Consider the following 17820-nt stretch of genomic DNA (forward strand, 5'->3'; position numbering starts at 1 on the left):
TTTTTTAGGGGTTCAGTCTTCATCTCGTGGGTGATAGCATAAATAAAAAAAGGAGCCCCAATGCGTAACTTTACTTCTAAGCAAGATTTCTGTTCATGGTTGAATGAGTTCGAGTCACCAATCCTCATCCCAGAGTGGGCGCTACACCAAAATATTGTATCGGTTGATCCGCGTGGATCATTTGTTATCACCTTGCCTTTTGCTGCTAATCAGCTTGCGGTTGAATTGGAACAGTGGATCGACTCTCAGATTGAACAACAGCTTGTTAGCGCTTTTCAGTTTGAAGTAAAAGTGAAGCCATCTGCGCTGGAAACCACTGTCGCGACGCCATTGAAGGGTGTTAAGAATATTATCGCTGTGACGTCAGCAAAGGGTGGGGTGGGTAAATCAACGACTTCAGTAAACCTTGCGCTCGCGTTATCTAAGTCAGGTTCAAAAGTGGGTTTGTTGGATGCGGATATCTACGGTCCATCAGTGCCTATGATGCTCGGCCAACTAGACGCGAAACCAGAAGTACAGAACAACAAATGGATGATGCCAATCGAGGCACATGGCATTTTCACTCACTCTATTGGCTATCTTGTGTCGAAAGACGATGCGGCAATCTGGCGTGGCCCTATGGCAGCGAAGGCTTTGGGGCAGTTAGTTAATGAAACTGTATGGCCAGAGTTGGATTACCTTGTTATCGACATGCCACCGGGCACCGGTGATATTCAGCTGACGTTATCGCAACAGATCCCCGTGACGGGCGCAGTAGTGGTGACCACTCCTCAAGATTTGGCACTAGCGGATGCGCGTAAAGGTGTAGCAATGTTCGATAAGGTAAGCGTGCCAGTGGCAGGCTTAGTTGAAAACATGAGCTATCATATTTGTAGCCACTGTGGTGAGAAAGAGCATATCTTTGGTGCTGGTGGTGCTGAAGCCATGTCAGAAGAGTTTTACCTCGATATTTTGGCACAGATCCCTCTTCATATTGATGTGCGAGAAGACATCGATGCAGGTTGTCCGACGGTGATTCGTCGTCCAGACAGTGAACATACACGTCACTATTTAGAGCTTGCTGAGAATGTGGCTGCGAAGATGTTCTGGACCGGCAAGGCGAGACCAGAGGCGATTAACTTTTCTTTGGTTGAATAGCGAAAGATAATCAAAAAGTTGTGTTAATCATGTTGGATTAGATAAACAACGCTTGGATTTAGGCTCATAGCCATTGGGGTTGTGCAAATAGTTGTAGGCAAGTTATTTGAAAGCAAACGATTGTATTCATTAAATGCATTGATATCATCAATTTGACTGCAATTAGCTAAAATGGCGACTAGAATCTATGTTGTTTAGCCCCTATAATCAGGCGGTTTATCTCTTCCCACCACCAAACCATATCGGGTGCAAAATTAATGTCTGATAATAATCAATGTGTCATCGTAGGTATCGCTGGCGCTTCAGCTTCAGGAAAAAGTCTGATTGCTAGTACAATTTATAATGAATTGCGCGAAAAAGTAGGCGACCATCAAATTGGTGTTATCACGGAAGATTGCTATTACAGCGACCAAAGCCACTTGAGTATGGAAGAGCGTGTTAAAACTAACTACGATCACCCAAATGCACTAGATCATGATCTTTTATGTGAACATCTACAGCAGCTAATGAGTGGCAACGCCGTAGAAGTTCCTGAATACAGCTACACAGAGCACACACGTACTTCTGAAACGACTACACTTACTCCAAAGAAAGTGATCATTTTAGAGGGTATTCTGCTTCTAACAGACCCGCGTCTTCGTAAACTAATGCACGCAAGTGTGTTTATGGATACACCATTAGACATCTGTCTACTACGCCGTGTTAAGCGTGATGTAGAAGAGCGTGGTCGTACAATGGACACTGTACTTAAGCAATACCAAGAAACAGTACGTCCAATGTTCATGCAGTTTATCGAGCCTTCAAAACAACATGCAGACATCATCGTTCCTCGTGGTGGTAAAAACCGTATTGCGATTGATGTGCTAAAAGCGCACATTGCGAAGTTGTTGAAGTCTTAATCGAATAAAATTTTGCCTAAGTGACTCACTTAGCTTTATTTTTTACCGAATCAGTGGCACTTTTATAGTGCCACTTTCTTTTGGAATCTAAGCAAGGAATATGCGGATGAAGAAACTACTCATTTTCATAGCTGTACCAGTGTTTGTTGTCGTTGCAGCAATTCTGGCACTAGTGCTGTTAGTGAATCCCAACCAATTTAAGCCATTAATTGTCGAACAAGCCCAAAAACACACAGGCCTAGAGCTCGTGATCGAAGGTGATATCAGCTGGCAATTCTTCCCATCCATTGGCTTTGAACTTGGTCAAACTGAATTACGTAACCCTGAAGGGTTCACCCAACCGAACTTATTTAAGGTTGATACGGTTGGTGTTGATGTTTCGGTTACTCCGCTATTTAGCAACCAATTAGAGATCGGCAACATTACTCTAGATGGTGCAGAATTCTATTTAGAAACGCTTAAAGATGGTCGCAAGAACATTGATGCACTAACGCAAGCGTCAGCGTCTCAAGAGTCTGAGCCTGCAGCAGACACAAGTTCTGAATCAGCGCCCGCACCTCAAGAGCAAACTACCACAGACGCATCGGGTTGGACGATCAACCTTGCAGGCGTAACTGTATCAAACGCATTGTTTGAAATGGACGACAAGCAAGCGGGTTCATTCACTAAGCTATACGATGTGTCTTTGAATCTTTCTGAGTTTGCCGTTGATACATGGACAACCGCGACATTTGCGGCTTCTGGTGAAAACAATCAACAGAAGTTCTCTGCACAAGGTAGCGCAGAGTTCAAATTAGCTGAAGGCTTCGCAAGTTACGCACTTCGTAATATCGACTTAAACGCTAAGTTCAATGATCCAGCGACGTCGATTGAGTCAGCAAAAATTGGCTTGAATACGTTTGAGTTCGATAAGGTAAACCAACTGACTTACGCTGTAATCGGTAACGCGGCTGGCCTTGACCTTGATCTTAAAGGCGGCGGTGAACTTACTGTTGATAGCGCGATTTCAAAAGTAACGCTGAACAAATTAACGTTAGATTCAACATTCAAAGGCGACACGCTTCCTCAGTCTCCAATGAAAGTCGACATGTTGTCTGACTTAAGCTTCGATCTTAACAAGAGCCACCTGAGCTTTGTGTTAGAGAAGCTACAAGCTAACGCTATTGCATTAGACGGTAAAGCAGATGTAACCCTATCTGAAATACCAAAGGTTCGTTTCTCTCTTCATAGCCCGAATATCGATTTGGACGAGTTCCTAGGCTTAGGCAATACAACAGAAACAGCGAGCACTGCTCCTTCTGGTTCTGCTGGTGGCTCAACGTCAAACTCAGGTAGTTTAGCTCCAGCTAAAGAAGTGGAACCTGACCTGTCGGCTCTGAAAACGTTAGACGTGAAAGGTGACATCACGATTGATAAGTTCAAGGCGAACAACGCGAAGATGCAGAATGTTAAAACGGCATTTTCGGTTAACCGTGGTATCGCAGAGCTAACCTCATTCACCTCGAATCTTTACCAAGGTTCTATTTCAGCTACGGCTAAGCTAGACGCTCGTAAAACACCAGCGACTTACACGGCTAAGAAGAAAATCAAAGGCGTGAAAGTACAACCGTTACTGGTTGATGTTGCAGATAACGATATGCTGGAAGGTACCGGTAATATTGATGTTAACGTGAAAGGTAAGAGTCTGACTCCGACGGGCATCAAGCAAAATCTAGTCGGTACTATCGCGATTAACTTTGAAGATGGTGCAGTTAACGGCATCAACGTAGCTCAACTGATTCGAGAAAACTACGCTAAGATCAAAGGCGAGAAAGTTGAAAGCACAAATGAAGCTCAAAAAACGGACTTCAGTGCGATGAAAGCGACACTGAAAGTGGATAAAGGTTGGGTTTCAACGAACGACTTGTCGGCACAATCACCACTACTGCGCGTTACTGGCCAAGGTAAAGCGAACTTCATTAATGAAACGGTAGACTTCCTTGTTCGTACATCGATTGTGGGTTCACTTGAAGGTCAAGGCGGTAAGAGCATCGACGACCTGAAAGATGTAACTATCCCAATTAAGGTAACTGGTCAGTGGGCAGCCCCGAAATTTGCACTTGTTTTTGATGATGTATTGAAACAGAAAGCACAGAAAGAAATTGACCGTGGTGTGAACAAGCTAACGGACAAGATCAAAGACGAGAAAACCAAAGAAGCCGTTGATGGTTTATTGAAAGGTTTCTTTAACTAAACGTTTCTAACTCGTATATAAAAGAAGCGCCATTCCTGTAGTAGGAGTGGCGCTTTTGTTTGGATGCTTATAATACTTTAGAGAGATTCCCTATGACACGCGTCACTCGTTCTAGGGGATGACGACAGGTCTTGTCCTTTGTTCAAGGGCGTGACAGTTTAGTGGTCGTCATCCTAAAGAGGGAAGAATGACCGGGTCGGGGAGCTCTGGTTGAATGCGATTACCAATCCACGCCTTGTAGCGCTTTTACACCAGATTCGAAAGCGTGTTTAACGTTACGAACTTCAGACACGGTATCGGCCATGTCCGTTAAAGTGCGGTGCGCGCCACGGCCAGTAATGATCACGGACTGCATTTTCGGACGGTTGTTTAGAGCTTCTACCACTTCATCCAGTTCAATGTAGCCGTAACTCACCATGTAAGTCAGCTCATCAAACAGAATCACATCAATCGACTCATCGGCTAGCATGCGTTGACACTCTTTCCACACGCGCTGTGCTGCTTCGATATCTTGAGCCTTGTTTTGAGTTTCCCAAGTAAAGCCAGTACCCATCACTTGGAACTCTACATCGAGCTTTTGGAGAACGTTCTTTTCGCCGTTATCCCATGTTCCTTTTACAAACTGAGCGACGGCACACTTCTTACCATGACCGACTGCACGTGTAATCGTACCAAAACCGGATGTTGATTTACCTTTACCGTTGCCAGTGATAACCAGCAATAGGCCTTTTACTTCTTGCGCTGCAGCGACACGAGCATCGACTTGTTCTTTTACTTTCTGTTGTCTTGCTTTGTGGCGTTGTTCTTTGTTGTCTTCAGTCGACATAACAAATCCTTTTAAGTTGTGATTGCGCCTATCATAGCCTAACTTAACGATAGCAAAAACCATCGGAAGAACAGGTGATTAGGGATGAAAAAGATACTCGTAGTTTGTATGGGGAATATTTGCCGTTCGCCAACAGGTGAAGCGGTGCTAAGGAAGAAAGCGCAACAGCTGGATATTGACGTTGTGGTCGACTCTGCGGGGACGATTGGTTTTCATCAAGGCAACCCGCCAGACTCGCGATCCAAATCAGCAGGAGAGAAGCGAGGCTACAGCTTTAAGAGGATTACTTCTCGTAAAGTGGTAGATAATGACTTCGAAGAATTTGACCTGATACTCGCGGCAGATAGGGCGAATTTAGACGACTTAATGAGCCAATGCCCAGTTCACCTCCAATACAAGATCGCATTATTTTTGAGCTTTGGAGAGTCACAATATCAAGAGATCCCCGATCCATATTATGGTGAGGGAAATGGATTTGAATTGGTGTTGGATTTAATCGAAGAGTCTAGCGAAGCGATACTGCGTTCAATGTAGTGTGGAAGCAATGTACGTGTGTTTTGTGATCAGCGTAAGGGCTGACCGATAGGTATAAAAAAGGCCGACATTGAATGTCGGCCTCTCTAAATCTAACTTAAAGCTACAGCTAAGATTACTTAGACATTACTTTGTAGATTGGGTCTTCTGCAACGTTCGCTTCAACTAAGCTACCTGCTTTGTGCAGCATAGCAACACAGTCTTGGCTTAGGTGGCGAAGGTGAAGTGTTTTACCTAGCGCCGCGTAACGGTCAGCAATCGTGTCGATCGCTTCAATTGCAGAGTGGTCAGTCACGCGTGAGTTTGCGAAATCAACGATCACATCTTGTGGATCGTTGTAAGCGTCAAACAACTCTAGGAAGTTAGCCGTCGAACCAAAGAATATTGGACCGTTAACTTTGTACTCTTTTGAGCCTTCAGCGTTTACTGATGTATCTGCGTAGATGTGTTTAGCATGTTGCCAAGCAAACATTAGCGCTGAAGCAACAACACCAACACCTACCGCTACAGCAAGGTCAGTCAGTACGGTTACTACGGTAACAAGAACGATAACGAAGAAGTCTTGCTTAGGAACGCGACGCGCAAGCTTGAAAGTAGCCCACTCAAATGTGCCAATAACAACCATGAACATTACGCCCACAAGTGCTGCTAGAGGAATCATTTCAATCAGTGCAGAACCGAACAGGATAAACATCAGTAGTGCAACTGCCGCTACAATACCTGAAAGACGACCACGACCACCTGAGTTCACGTTGATCATCGATTGACCGATCATCGCACAACCACCCATCGCACCGAATACAGAACACGTTACGTTAGCCATACCTTGACCAACACATTCACGGTTTGATTGACCACGAGTGTTTGTCATTTCGTCTAGTACTGTCAGTGTCAGCAGAGATTCAATCAGGCCGATAGCCGCAAGGATAATTGCGTAAGGCAGGATGATCTGTAGTGTCTCTAAAGAAAACGGAACAGCAGGAATTGAGAATGTTGGTAGAGAGCCCGCTAGCGTAGCAGCTTCGTCACCAGACATGGTACGTAGGAAGTCGACAACAGTGCGAGTTTCAAGGTCAAGACCCACAACCAAAGCCGTTACTGTAACAATAGCAACCAATGAAGATGGTACTGCTGTTGTTAGCTTAGGTAGGAAGTGGATGATAGCCATTGTAAGGGCTACTAGACCTAGCATTAGTGTCATTTGACCGCTTGGTAACCAAGTCAACGCACCTGTTACGTCTGGCGCTTTAAATTGACCAAGTTGAGCTAGGAAGATAACAATTGCCAAACCGTTCACGAAACCAATCATTACTGGATGTGGAACGATACGGATAAATTTACCTAGTTTAAATACACCCGCTGCAATTTGCAGAAGGCCAGCCAGCATAACGGCTGCGAATAGGTATTGAACGCCATGGGTTGCCACTAGGCTCACCATTACAACGGCCATTGCGCCAGTTGCACCAGAAATCATACCTGGACGGCCGCCAAAGACAGAAGTGATTAAACCTACGATGAATGCTGCGTAAAGACCAACCATTGGGTCAACGCCAGCAACAAAGGCGAATGCTACAGCTTCAGGTACCAGAGCTAGGGCTACTGTAAGACCTGAAAGCACGTCATTCTTTACAGAGTGCTTTGAAAATTGTGGGAATTCGAACATGTTTGCTCAGCTATGCTTAAGATGGATTTACCGACACGGGTGTATTGCGTAGCCAAACAGTGATGGAAAAGAGCGGCAATAGCTAAGTGTCGAAAAGATAAGTGCGCGAATGCTACCCAAAAATGTGATTAAGTTCAAGGTTGAACCTAACTTTGAGTAATATATCTGTTAATTTTTATTCGATTAGTAGATATGAAAAAGGCTGCTTTAATAAGCAGCCTTTGATTCTATTTACTTGCGATTATCTATCAGTAATCGCTAGTAGTTTGGCTTAGTCATCGCCGCGCCAGCTTTGTTCGACGCTGCCTGACTGCCTGCACCTTTCGATACAAAACGTTCAGTGCGGAACGGAGCTGCAATCACTTCAATCTCTTTGATCTCTTGAGGACCAGGAGCTTTAGTCATTGGTGAGCCAGCTTGCTTCTTAGCAACTGCGGCCTTTGGTGCCGCTTTAGGAGCTTCTGTTTTTACAACAGGTGCTTCTTCAACTTTTGCACTTTCAGCTTTAGGCGCTTCAGCTTCAACAACTGGTGTTGCTTCTGCTACAACAGGCGCTTCAACTTTCGTCGCGTCTGCAATCACTGGAGTTTCAACTTTCGCAGTTTCAACGACCACTGGTGCTTCTTCAACGACTGCAGGAGTCTCAGCTACTTGAGCTTCAACAGCAGCATCTTCACGACGGATGATAACTTTACCCATTGCAAGCTCTGGACATGCGAAGCCGCCAGCCATTGCTACATTGCTTTGTGGTACCGTCTCTAGAGCAACATTCTGCTCTTGAACAGATGTTTGAGCTTCAGCTGCTACTTGAACTTCAGCCACTTCAGGTTTTGCCTGCTTGTGGTGAGGTTTTGGAATGAAGCGAGGCATCACTTTACCCATAGCCATCTCTGGAGAAGCTACACCACCTTTACGTAGGCGGAATGGGTTAGGGCGACGATCACGACCGCGACGACGACGTTGACCACTTGCACGTAGGTGACGTGGAGAACGACGGTTACGACGTTGTTTCGGCTCTTCCTGTTCAGTTTGCTCTGCATTCGCTTGAGTTGCTTCTACTTGTTCCGCAACTTTTTGCTCTTGAGCTACTGACTGTTCTTTTGAAACAGATAGTTCTTTAGCAGCAACCTGCTCTTTTGAAGCGTTATCTTCAGCTTGAGCTTGTTGGTCTTTAACACGAACTTGCTTGTTCAGTTTACGACGCTGACGACGCTCTTTAATCTTAGCTGCTTTCGCTTCAGGTTTAGCCTTAGGCGCTTCCGGTTTACCAGCTTGTGCTTCTGCTGCTAGCTGTAGACCTTCTTCTGCTAATTTAGATGGTGCTTGCTCTTCGCGTTGCTTCTGCTCATCACGTGGCTTGTTGCGACGGTCTTGCTTAGGCTTGCGAGGCTGACGAGTTTGCTGTGGAGCTGCTTCTTTTTGCTCTTCAGGCTTCTCATCACGAGCTGGCTTACGACGGCGTTTGTTGTCACGGTTTTCGTTACGATTGTCGCCACGTTCACCACGTTCACCACGGTCGTTACGCTGTTCGCCACGCTCACCACGTTGGTTACGACGACGGTTATCGTTACGATCACGGCGTTGACGGTTGCCGTTGTTGCGATTGTTTTTAGGTTTCTCTTCTTCTTTCTTCTCTTCTTCTTTTTTCTCTTCTTGAGTTGAAGAGCCAAATAAGAAGCTACCGATAGCTTTGAAGAAACGACCAATTAGGCCTGGTTCTTGAGTCGCTGCTGGTTCAGCTTTCTTCTCTTCTACAGCTTTAGGTGCTGGAGCAGGAGTTGGTGCTGATTGAGCAGGAGCTGCAAAGCCTTTCAGAGCAGGTTCTTCGATCTTCTTAGGACGAATAGTCTGTTCAGCAGGCTCTTTGCTTTCCGCTTCTTTTAGAGCTTCTAGCTTGTTAGGCAGCAAGTAAGACAGTAGATCGAACTCTTCACCTTCACGAACACGGATAACCTCAAAGTGCGGCGTTTCCATGTCTGAGTTAGGAACAACAGTGATCTTAACTTCTTGGTTCTTCTCGATGTGGTTTACTGAGCGACGTTTTTCGTTCAGAAGGTAAGAAGCGATTGGAACAGGCACAACAGCAAGTACTTGTGCTGTGTTGTCTTTTAGAGCTTCTTCTTCAATCAAACGTAGAACAGAAAGTGCTAGAGATTCGTTATCACGAACAACACCAGTACCTGTACAACGAGGACAAATGTGGTGGCTTGCTTCTGCTAGTGATGGGCTCAAACGTTGACGAGACATCTCTAGAAGACCAAAGCGAGAAATACGACCGATCTGAACACGTGCGCGATCTAAACGAACGGCATCACGTAGACGGCTTTCTACTTCGCGTTGGTGGCGAACCGGAGTCATATCGATAAAGTCGATTACAACAAGACCACCTAGATCACGTAGACGTAATTGACGTGCAATTTCATCGGCAGCTTCTAGGTTAGTGTTAAGTGCTGTTTCTTCAATATCGCCGCCCTTTGTTGCACGAGCCGAGTTGATATCGATAGAAGTCAGTGCTTCTGTTGGGTCGATTACGATAGAACCACCAGATGGAAGACGAACTTCACGTTGGAAAGCAGATTCGATCTGGCTTTCAATCTGGTAATGACTGAATAGTGGCACTTCACCATCGTATTTCTTAACGCGATTCATGAAATCTGGGCGTATTAATTGAATGTGCGCTTGAGCACGTTCAAAAATAGTATTGCTGTCGATTAGAATCTCGCCAATATCACGACGTAGGTAGTCACGAATTGCGCGAACAATAACGTTACTCTCTTGGTGAATCAGGAAAGGAGCTGCATTTGAATCAGAAGCTTGCTTGATAGCGCCCCAATGGTTCAATAGAACATTCAGGTCCCACTCTAGCTCTTCTGCGCTTTTGCCAACACCCGCTGTCCGCACGATTAAGCCCATACCTTGAGGAAGCTCAAGAGTGCTTAATGCTGCTTTCAGTTGAGTGCGTTCATCACCTTCGATACGACGAGAAATACCGCCAGCACGAGGGTTATTAGGCATAAGAACTAAGTAACTACCAGCCAAAGAGATGAAAGTTGTCAGTGCAGCACCTTTGCTACCACGTTCTTCTTTCTCTACTTGTACGATTACTTCTTGGCCTTCTTTTAGCACTTCTTTAATGCTAGGACGGCCTTGGTATGTATAACCTTCAGGGAAGTATTCGCGGGCAATTTCTTTAAGAGGGAGGAAACCGTGACGTTCTGCGCCGTAATCAACGAATGCCGCTTCTAGGCTTGGTTCAATACGGGTAATACGTCCTTTGTAGATATTCGCTTTCTTTGACTCGTGACCTGGACTTTCGATATCTAGATCGAACAGTCGTTGGCCATCAACCAAAGCGACACGCAACTCTTCTTTTTGAGTTGCGTTAATTAACATTCTTTTCATTTAGAAATTCTCATTGTCTTTTCTTATTTTCATCATTGTTCTTATCGCTTTATTTCGTTTCTCATGGTGCCAGATCCCATGGCTTTATCGGTGCAGCCTCCCGGCTGGAGAGGGATGCTCTGGGGCACGTCAGTCATCATAGGGAGTTAGCCTATGATCCGCGATGTGGCGGTGAATACTCAACATGAGTGTACGTGAGTAGAGCGATAAGGAACTCAGTTGACCGTGTCTTACGCCGATTGCAGCACTGTCTAATCTGAGTTATCTACTCATTTACTTGCTTATGAATGGTTAGCTGTTTAAATAATAGTCAAACCACTGATAGCAGCTGTGAACTATAGCAGCGGTCGGTAAACACAGCAATCTGCTTTGTCGGAATGCTGTAAAAAAAACAGTTTTTGTTTGGGTTTTGATAGCTCTAACTCACTGTCTATAAATAATTTATCAATTGATATTTTAATTTGCAGGAATCTTGGTGCTTTTTTGTTCGAAGAATCAAAGAAATATAGAACTTCAATGACCATTTTGGGATAGATCGGTAAGGATTAGGGATAAATAAGTTCGGAATAGGGCTAAGAAAATCTCAATTATCAAAAGTGACAGTGATACAATAGCGCAATGAGCGAAATTAGAACCCAAGTCCAATTCGTCGACATTGACGAAGATATGGCTGGTCAGCGTATTGATAACTTCTTACGCAACCAATTAAAAAACATCCCGAAAAGCATGATTTACCGAATCGTGCGTAAAGGCGAAGTCCGCGTAAATAAAAAACGCATTAAGGCTGAGTACAAACTAAAAGCTGGCGATTTAGTTCGTATCCCTCCGGTTACTATTGAAGAGAAAACAGAAGAGAACGTGCCGAGCACGAAACTCAACAAGGTTTCAGAATTAGAACAGTGCATCATTTATGAAGATGATCACATGCTAATTCTTAACAAACCGTCTGGCACTGCTGTTCATGGTGGTAGCGGATTAAAGTTTGGTGCGATTGAAGCATTACGTGCTCTTCGCCCTGATGCTCGTTTTCTTGAATTAGTGCACCGTATCGATAGAGATACGTCTGGCATTTTGCTTGTTGCTAAGAAGCGCTCGGCGCTAAGACACCTTCAAGCACAGTTCCGTGAAAAAACGGTTCAAAAATACTACTTCGCTTTAGTTATGGGCGAATGGAAGAACAGCTGCAAAGTCGTCAACGCACCTTTGTTGAAAAATGAAGTGAACAGCATTGTTCGAGTTAACCCGAATGGTAAAGCTTCTGAAACCCGTTTTAAGGTTTTAGAAAAATTCCAAGAGGCGACGTTGATTCAAGCTAGCCCAATTACAGGCCGTACACACCAAATTCGTGTGCACGCTCAGTATACTGGTCACCCAATTGCTTGGGATGATCGCTACGGTGATCGTCGTTTTGATGCTTACACGGGCAAGGTTGGTCTTGATCGTCTGTTCTTACATGCCGCAAACATCAAGTTTACGCACCCAGGTAGTGAAGAGAAGATGGATATCTCGGCGCCAATGGAAAGAAGGCTAGAGAAAGCCTTAACTGGTTTACGTAAGCTTTAAGAAGATACGAGATATTTCGTTAATTGAGTATCAGATATATCTGATGTATCAAATGAAAAAGGTTGACGAATATCGTCAACCTTTTTTGTTTTATCTGTTGTAGAAGATCCCCAACTCGTTCGTTCCTCGCTCTTGAGGATGACGACTTTTTAAAATCACGTTCTATATCATTAGCTGGTTAGATAAAATTGCGTGTTCCGTCATTCCCTAGAGTGACGAAGGAAGGAGTAGAGAACCTCTAACAAAGAGATCGTATCCGTTACAGTACACTCATTCCTTGTGCTTCTAACATATCGACCAGATCGATCAGCGGTAAGCCGATCAAAGTATTCGGATCTTTACCTTCCATCTTTTTAAACAACGCGATGCCTAACCCTTCACACATAAAACTGCCCGCGCAGTAATAAGGTTGTTCTTTCTCGACATAACTAATGATTTGCTGCTCGGTTAAATCGCGGAAATGCACAACAAAGGTGTCGAGACGCGTGTCAGCTTGATTGGTTTCGTTGTTCCAAACCGAAAGCCCAGTATAAAAAGTAATGCTCTTGCCGCTTTGACGAGATAGCTGCTCGATCGCTTTTTCTCGAGTGTGAGGCTTACCAATGATCTCTCCATCAATTACGCAAATCTGATCAGAACCAATGACTAAGCTAGGTTGCTCCACAGCACAAGACTTAGCTTTGGTCTCAGCAAGGCGCATCACCAACTGTTGTGGCGTCTCTTCTGGAAGCTGCGTTTCATCGCAGTATGGCTTGGCTGTAATGAAGCTTAACTGTAGTTTTTTGAGGATCTCTTGCCTAAATGGTGATGTAGAGGCTAAAACTAGTTGGTAATTTCTCATTTTAATTTACAATTCAAGGAAGCATTTATCTCAGGATAACGTAACTTGTCCTGCTATTCATAATGCTCTGAATAGGAAAGGCAGGAAAGTACATTTTTTTTGCCATTTCCTTTGACTAAACACGATTTGGAAGATAAGATTCGCGCCCTATGCAAAAGGAAAAAATACCGCGTACAGTTGATCCGGCAAGAACGGCTCAAAAACGACTCGATATGGATGGTATCATTCAGGTCAGTCTTTTGAAGCGTTTAACTGAAGCAACTGAAGGCGTAAAACGTGACGCGCAAGTCTCAATGTCATTTGGGCTTGATGAACAACGATTAGTCGTTATCTCTGGTAAAGCTAACGTCGAAGTCGATTTAGAGTGTCAACGTTGTAATGAGGTTTTCGCACATGAGTGCGATGTCCAATTTACTTATACTCCTGTTTACAGTGAGAAAAGTGAAGAGGAAGCACCGGAAGAGTACGATTTGGTAGATCTGAACGAGTACGGTGAGTTAGACCTGATTCAATTAGTTGAAGACGAGTTCATCCTTGGATTGCCACAAATAGCAATGCACGACGATGCGAAATGTAGCGTTAACTCAAATAACTTGGTGTTTGGTGAACTTCCTGAAGAAATTGAGGAAGACAAAAAGCCGAATCCATTTGATGTTTTAAAAAGCTTAAAGAAGTAATTGCTTTTTTAAGAATTTACATAGGAGTAGGGTCAATGGCCGTACAAAAGAGCAAGAAATCACGTTCAATGCGTGGCATGCGTCGTTCACACGATGCGCTAACTACAGCTGCACTTTCTGTAGACGCAACTTCAGGTGAAACTCACCTACGTCACAACGTGACTGCCGAAGGTTTCTACCGCGGCAAAAAGGTTATCAACAAGTAAGGTTGACCTTTGCAAAATCTAACCGTTGCGCTTGATGCAATGGGCGGGGACTTCGGTCCTCGTGTAACAGTGCCTGCCGCCGTGCAGGCACTGTCGTATTTCCCAGAGCTAAAAGTCATTCTAATAGGTGATCGAAACGCGATCACATCTCAATTATCTTCATTAGGTCGAATGCCTGATTCTCGTTTGAGTATCCAGCATTGTGATCGAGTCATTTCCAATTCTGAAAAACCTTCACTAGCCTTACGTAATAGTCAGGGTAGCTCTATGCGTGCCGCTATCGATCTGGTTGCTGAATCACAGGCTGATGCTTGTGTTAGTGGTGGTAACACGGGCGCACTGATGGCTTTATCCCGTTTCAGACTTAAGCTTCTTCCCGGTATTGATAGGCCTGCATTGGTTTCAGCTTTGCCTACTGCATCCGGAAATCGCACATGGATGCTTGATTTAGGGGCGAACGTTTCTAGTGACGCAGATTCACTCTTTCAGTTTGCTGTCATGGGCAGTGCATTAGCAGAGCAACATTTAGGTCGCGCACCACGTGTCGCTATCTTGAATATCGGTGCAGAAGAAATTAAAGGCAATGACCTTGTAAAACGATGCGCTGAAATGTTGTCTAATACTCAGTCTGTGAACTTCATAGGCTATATTGAAGGTAATCAATTACTTCAAGATGCTGCTGATGTCGTCGTATGTGATGGTTTTGTGGGCAATGTCTGCTTAAAAACGTGCGAAGGTACGGCTCAGCTCTTTATTGATAAGCTAAAAACGCGCATGATGGCTTCAACAATAAAGGGTTGGATAGCCAGAATGCTGTTTTCTGAGCTATTTACTGAATTAAAAACCTTGAACCCCGACCAGTATAACGGCGCAAGTTTGTTAGGATTGCGCGGCATTGTCATTAAAAGTCATGGAAGTGCTGATGTGTCTGCAGTCGTCAACGCGATTGGTGAAGCAGTACACGAGGTCAAACGACAAGTCCCCAGCCGCATTAGCGATCGTTTGGAAGCGGTTTTACTCGAGAGGCATTATTAGTCTTCATGTATAGCAAAATTTTAGGTACTGGCAGCTACTTGCCATCTCAGGTGCGTACTAACGCAGACTTAGAGAAAATGGTAGAGACTAGCGATGAGTGGATCGTTGCTAGAACTGGTATTAAAGAGCGTCGTATTTCAGCGGAAAATGAAACCGTTGCGGATATGGCCTTTTACGCTGCTGAAAATGCCATTGAAATGGCAGGTATCGACAAAGAAGAGATTGATTTAATCATCGTTGCGACAACCAGCAGTAGCCACACATTCCCGTCTTCGGCATGTCAGGTACAAGGCAAGCTTGGTATCAAAGGCTGCCCTGCGTTTGATTTGGCTGCGGCGTGTTCTGGTTTTGTCTACGCACTGTCTGTTGCTGATCAACACATCAAGACTGGCATGTGTAAGAACGTTTTGGTAATTGGTGCGGATGCACTGTCAAAAACCTGTGATCCGACTGACCGCTCTACTATCATCCTATTTGGTGATGCAGCAGGCGCGGTGGTTGTAGGCGCAAGCGAAGAGCCAGGTATTTTGTCTACTCATATTTACTCTGACGGTAAATACGGTGAGCTTCTAAGCTTAGAAGTACCAGAGCGTGGCGGTGATGCAGACAAATGGCTGCATATGGCGGGCAACGAAGTATTTAAAGTGGCGGTAACTCAGCTTTCTAAGCTAGTTAAAGACACTTTAGCGGCGAACAATATGGATAAGTCAGAGCTTGATTGGTTAGTTCCACATCAAGCGAACTACCGTATTATCTCGGCAACCGCTAAAAAGCTGACGATGTCGCTTGATCAAGTAGTGATTACTCTTGATAAGCACGGCAACACGTCAGCAGCTACCGTACCAACGGCTCTAGATGAGGCTGTACGCGACGGGCGAATTAAACGTGGTCAAACGCTTCTACTTGAAGCATTTGGCGGCGGCTTCACTTGGGGTTCTGCGTTAGTTAAATTCTAACCCCAAGCGATAATCAACAAACAAGGCACATAACTTATGTGCCTTATTCAATTTTTTGCTTTGCTTAAAGGAAAATTACAATGAGCAAGTTTGCTATCGTATTCCCAGGCCAAGGCTCTCAAGCTATCGGTATGCTTGCTGACCTAGGCGAACAGTATGATGTTGTAAAACAGACATTTGCTGAAGCTTCAGAAGCACTTGGTTACGATCTATGGGCATTGGTTCAAGATGGTCCAGTAGAAAATCTAAATGAAACTTTTCGTACTCAACCGGCTCTATTAACAGCGTCTGTTGCAATTTGGCGTGTATGGCAAGAGCTTGGCCTAGAGCAACCTGTCAATCTAGCAGGTCACAGCCTAGGTGAATACTCTGCACTTGTATGTGCTGGCGTTATCGACTTTAAAGAAGCGATCAAACTGGTTGAATTGCGTGGTCAATTGATGCAAGAAGCCGTTCCTGCAGGCGTTGGCGCAATGTACGCAATCATCGGTCTAGACGATGAAGCGATTGCTAAAGCGTGTGAAGAAGCTGCGCAAGACGAAGTTGTGTCTCCAGTTAACTTTAACTCACCTGGCCAAGTTGTTATCGCGGGTAACAAAGCGGCAGTAGAGCGTGCTGGTGCACTGTGTAAAGAAGCGGGCGCTAAGCGTGCACTTCCGTTACCTGTTTCTGTGCCGTCTCACTGTGCACTGATGAAGCCAGCAGCAGACAAGCTAGCGGTGGCTCTAGAAGCTCTAGAGTTCAACACGCCAGCATTGCCTGTTATCAATAACGTTGATGTTATTGCTGAAACAGATCCTGCAAAAATTAAAGACGCACTTGTTCGTCAGCTATACAGCCCAGTTCGTTGGACTGAAGGCGTACAAGCGATGAATGAGCAAGGCGTTGAGAAGCTACTTGAATTAGGCCCTGGTAAAGTTCTTACTGGTCTAACAAAACGAATCGTAAAAACTATGACAGCTGCTGCAGTTAATGATACTGCATCACTAGAAGCTGCTAAGTAATAACCACTTAATAGAGAAGTTATGATGAATTTAGAAGGCAAAGTTGCACTAGTTACAGGCGCAAGCCGTGGCATCGGTCGTGCAATCGCTGAACTTTTAGTTGAGCGTGGTGCTAAAGTTATCGGTACTGCGACATCTGAAGGCGGCGCAGCTGCAATCAGCGAGTACCTTGGTGAGAACGGTAAAGGTCTTGCTCTTAATGTAACGGATACTGACTCAATTGCTGCTACACTGAAAACCATCAACGATGAATTCGGTGCGATTGACATTCTAGTTAACAACGCAGGTATCACTCGTGATAACCTACTGATGCGTATGAAAGACGACGAATGGAATGACATCATCGATACTAACCTAACGCCTATCTTCCGCATGTCTAAAGCTGTATTGCGTGGCATGATGAAGAAGCGTCAAGGCCGTATCGTAAACGTCGGTTCTGTAGTAGGTACTATGGGTAACGCTGGTCAAGCTAACTACGCAGCTGCAAAAGCAGGCGTAATTGGTTTTACTAAATCAATGGCTCGTGAAGTTGCGTCTCGTGGCGTTACAGTGAACACTGTAGCTCCTGGTTTCATCGAAACTGACATGACTAAAGCGCTAAATGATGACCAACGTGCAGCAACTTTGGCGAATGTACCAGCAGGTCGACTAGGTGACCCTCGCGAAATCGCTGAAGCTGTGGTATTTTTGGCGTCACCTGCGGCAGCTTATATCACAGGTGAAACACTTCACGTCAATGGCGGTATGTACATGGTGTAAATTATGTGCAACATTTGTGCATGATTTAAGTCAAGATCATACGTAATTTCGGTTAAAATCGTGAAAATTGTGGTTTGACCAGAAA

The 17820-nt window shown here is 44.7% G+C and carries 15 protein-coding genes; 11 read left to right on the top strand and 4 right to left on the bottom strand.

Features of this window, described 5'->3' with window-relative positions:
- The first annotated feature begins 60 nt into the window (after positions 1-60).
- The 3 genes from apbC (at position 61) to MSG36_RS22000 (ending at position 4269) form a co-directional block, all read left to right on the top strand.
- Positions 61-1137: an iron-sulfur cluster carrier protein ApbC gene (gene apbC, locus MSG36_RS21990; RefSeq protein WP_050620872.1), complete on the top strand. Its 1077-nt coding sequence runs from the start codon at positions 61-63 to the stop codon at positions 1135-1137.
- 257 nt (positions 1138-1394) lie between these two features.
- The gene (gene udk, locus MSG36_RS21995) at positions 1395-2036 is read left to right on the top strand and encodes a uridine kinase (protein WP_004734002.1); all 642 of its coding nucleotides are present in this window, start codon (positions 1395-1397) and stop codon (positions 2034-2036) included.
- 106 nt (positions 2037-2142) lie between these two features.
- Entirely contained in the window at positions 2143-4269 is a 2127-nt protein-coding gene (locus MSG36_RS22000; RefSeq protein ID WP_248369697.1) for an AsmA family protein, read from the top strand.
- 220 nt (positions 4270-4489) lie between these two features.
- Here the strand turns inward: MSG36_RS22000 and cobO are convergent, their stop codons facing one another.
- Positions 4490-5095 (bottom strand): cob(I)yrinic acid a,c-diamide adenosyltransferase, encoded by a 606-nt coding sequence (cobO, locus tag MSG36_RS22005; RefSeq protein WP_048610567.1) that lies wholly within the window; start codon positions 5093-5095, stop codon positions 4490-4492.
- Between the two features lie 84 nt (positions 5096-5179).
- Between cobO and MSG36_RS22010 the strand changes: the two genes are divergently transcribed.
- The gene (locus tag MSG36_RS22010; protein WP_248369699.1) at positions 5180-5629 is read left to right on the top strand and encodes a low molecular weight protein-tyrosine-phosphatase; all 450 of its coding nucleotides are present in this window, start codon (positions 5180-5182) and stop codon (positions 5627-5629) included.
- Positions 5630-5744: 115 nt separating this feature from the next.
- Here MSG36_RS22010 and MSG36_RS22015 read toward each other — a convergent pair whose 3' ends face one another.
- Positions 5745-7292, bottom strand: a complete 1548-nt coding sequence (locus tag MSG36_RS22015; RefSeq protein WP_019823563.1) for a SulP family inorganic anion transporter — start codon at positions 7290-7292, stop codon at positions 5745-5747.
- A 258-nt stretch (positions 7293-7550) separates the two neighbouring features.
- Positions 7551-10694, bottom strand: a complete 3144-nt coding sequence (gene rne, locus MSG36_RS22020) for a ribonuclease E (RefSeq protein ID WP_248369701.1) — start codon at positions 10692-10694, stop codon at positions 7551-7553.
- A 618-nt stretch (positions 10695-11312) separates the two neighbouring features.
- On the opposite strand from rne, the gene rluC reads away from it, so the two are divergent.
- A complete protein-coding gene (gene rluC / locus MSG36_RS22025) occupies positions 11313-12257 on the top strand; it encodes a 23S rRNA pseudouridine(955/2504/2580) synthase RluC (RefSeq protein ID WP_017054981.1) in 945 nt (314 codons plus the stop codon).
- A 259-nt stretch (positions 12258-12516) separates the two neighbouring features.
- Here rluC and MSG36_RS22030 read toward each other — a convergent pair whose 3' ends face one another.
- On the bottom strand, positions 12517-13098 hold the full coding sequence (locus MSG36_RS22030; RefSeq protein WP_248369703.1) for a nucleoside triphosphate pyrophosphatase: 582 nt from the start codon (positions 13096-13098) through the stop codon (positions 12517-12519).
- Between the two features lie 149 nt (positions 13099-13247).
- Between MSG36_RS22030 and yceD the strand changes: the two genes are divergently transcribed.
- The 6 genes from yceD to fabG all read left to right on the top strand — a co-directional run bounded on the left by yceD (position 13248) and on the right by fabG (position 17735).
- Positions 13248-13775 (top strand): 23S rRNA accumulation protein YceD, encoded by a 528-nt coding sequence (gene yceD, locus MSG36_RS22035; protein WP_017062153.1) that lies wholly within the window; start codon positions 13248-13250, stop codon positions 13773-13775.
- A 35-nt stretch (positions 13776-13810) separates the two neighbouring features.
- A complete protein-coding gene (gene rpmF / locus MSG36_RS22040; RefSeq protein WP_004737376.1) occupies positions 13811-13981 on the top strand; it encodes a 50S ribosomal protein L32 in 171 nt (56 codons plus the stop codon).
- A gap of 9 nt (positions 13982-13990) precedes the next feature.
- Positions 13991-15016 (top strand): phosphate acyltransferase PlsX, encoded by a 1026-nt coding sequence (gene plsX, locus MSG36_RS22045; protein ID WP_017062152.1) that lies wholly within the window; start codon positions 13991-13993, stop codon positions 15014-15016.
- A gap of 5 nt (positions 15017-15021) precedes the next feature.
- The gene (locus MSG36_RS22050) at positions 15022-15972 is read left to right on the top strand and encodes a beta-ketoacyl-ACP synthase III (protein ID WP_017054985.1); all 951 of its coding nucleotides are present in this window, start codon (positions 15022-15024) and stop codon (positions 15970-15972) included.
- A gap of 80 nt (positions 15973-16052) precedes the next feature.
- Positions 16053-16976, top strand: coding sequence for an ACP S-malonyltransferase (gene fabD, locus MSG36_RS22055; RefSeq protein ID WP_017630537.1), 924 nt, complete (start codon positions 16053-16055; stop codon positions 16974-16976).
- A 24-nt stretch (positions 16977-17000) separates the two neighbouring features.
- The gene (gene fabG, locus MSG36_RS22060) at positions 17001-17735 is read left to right on the top strand and encodes a 3-oxoacyl-ACP reductase FabG (protein ID WP_029235138.1); all 735 of its coding nucleotides are present in this window, start codon (positions 17001-17003) and stop codon (positions 17733-17735) included.
- Positions 17736-17820: the final 85 nt, after the last annotated feature.

The organism is Vibrio sp. 1CM8B, from assembly GCF_023161685.1.
In the GTDB taxonomy this organism is placed as follows: domain Bacteria; phylum Pseudomonadota; class Gammaproteobacteria; order Enterobacterales; family Vibrionaceae; genus Vibrio; species Vibrio coralliirubri.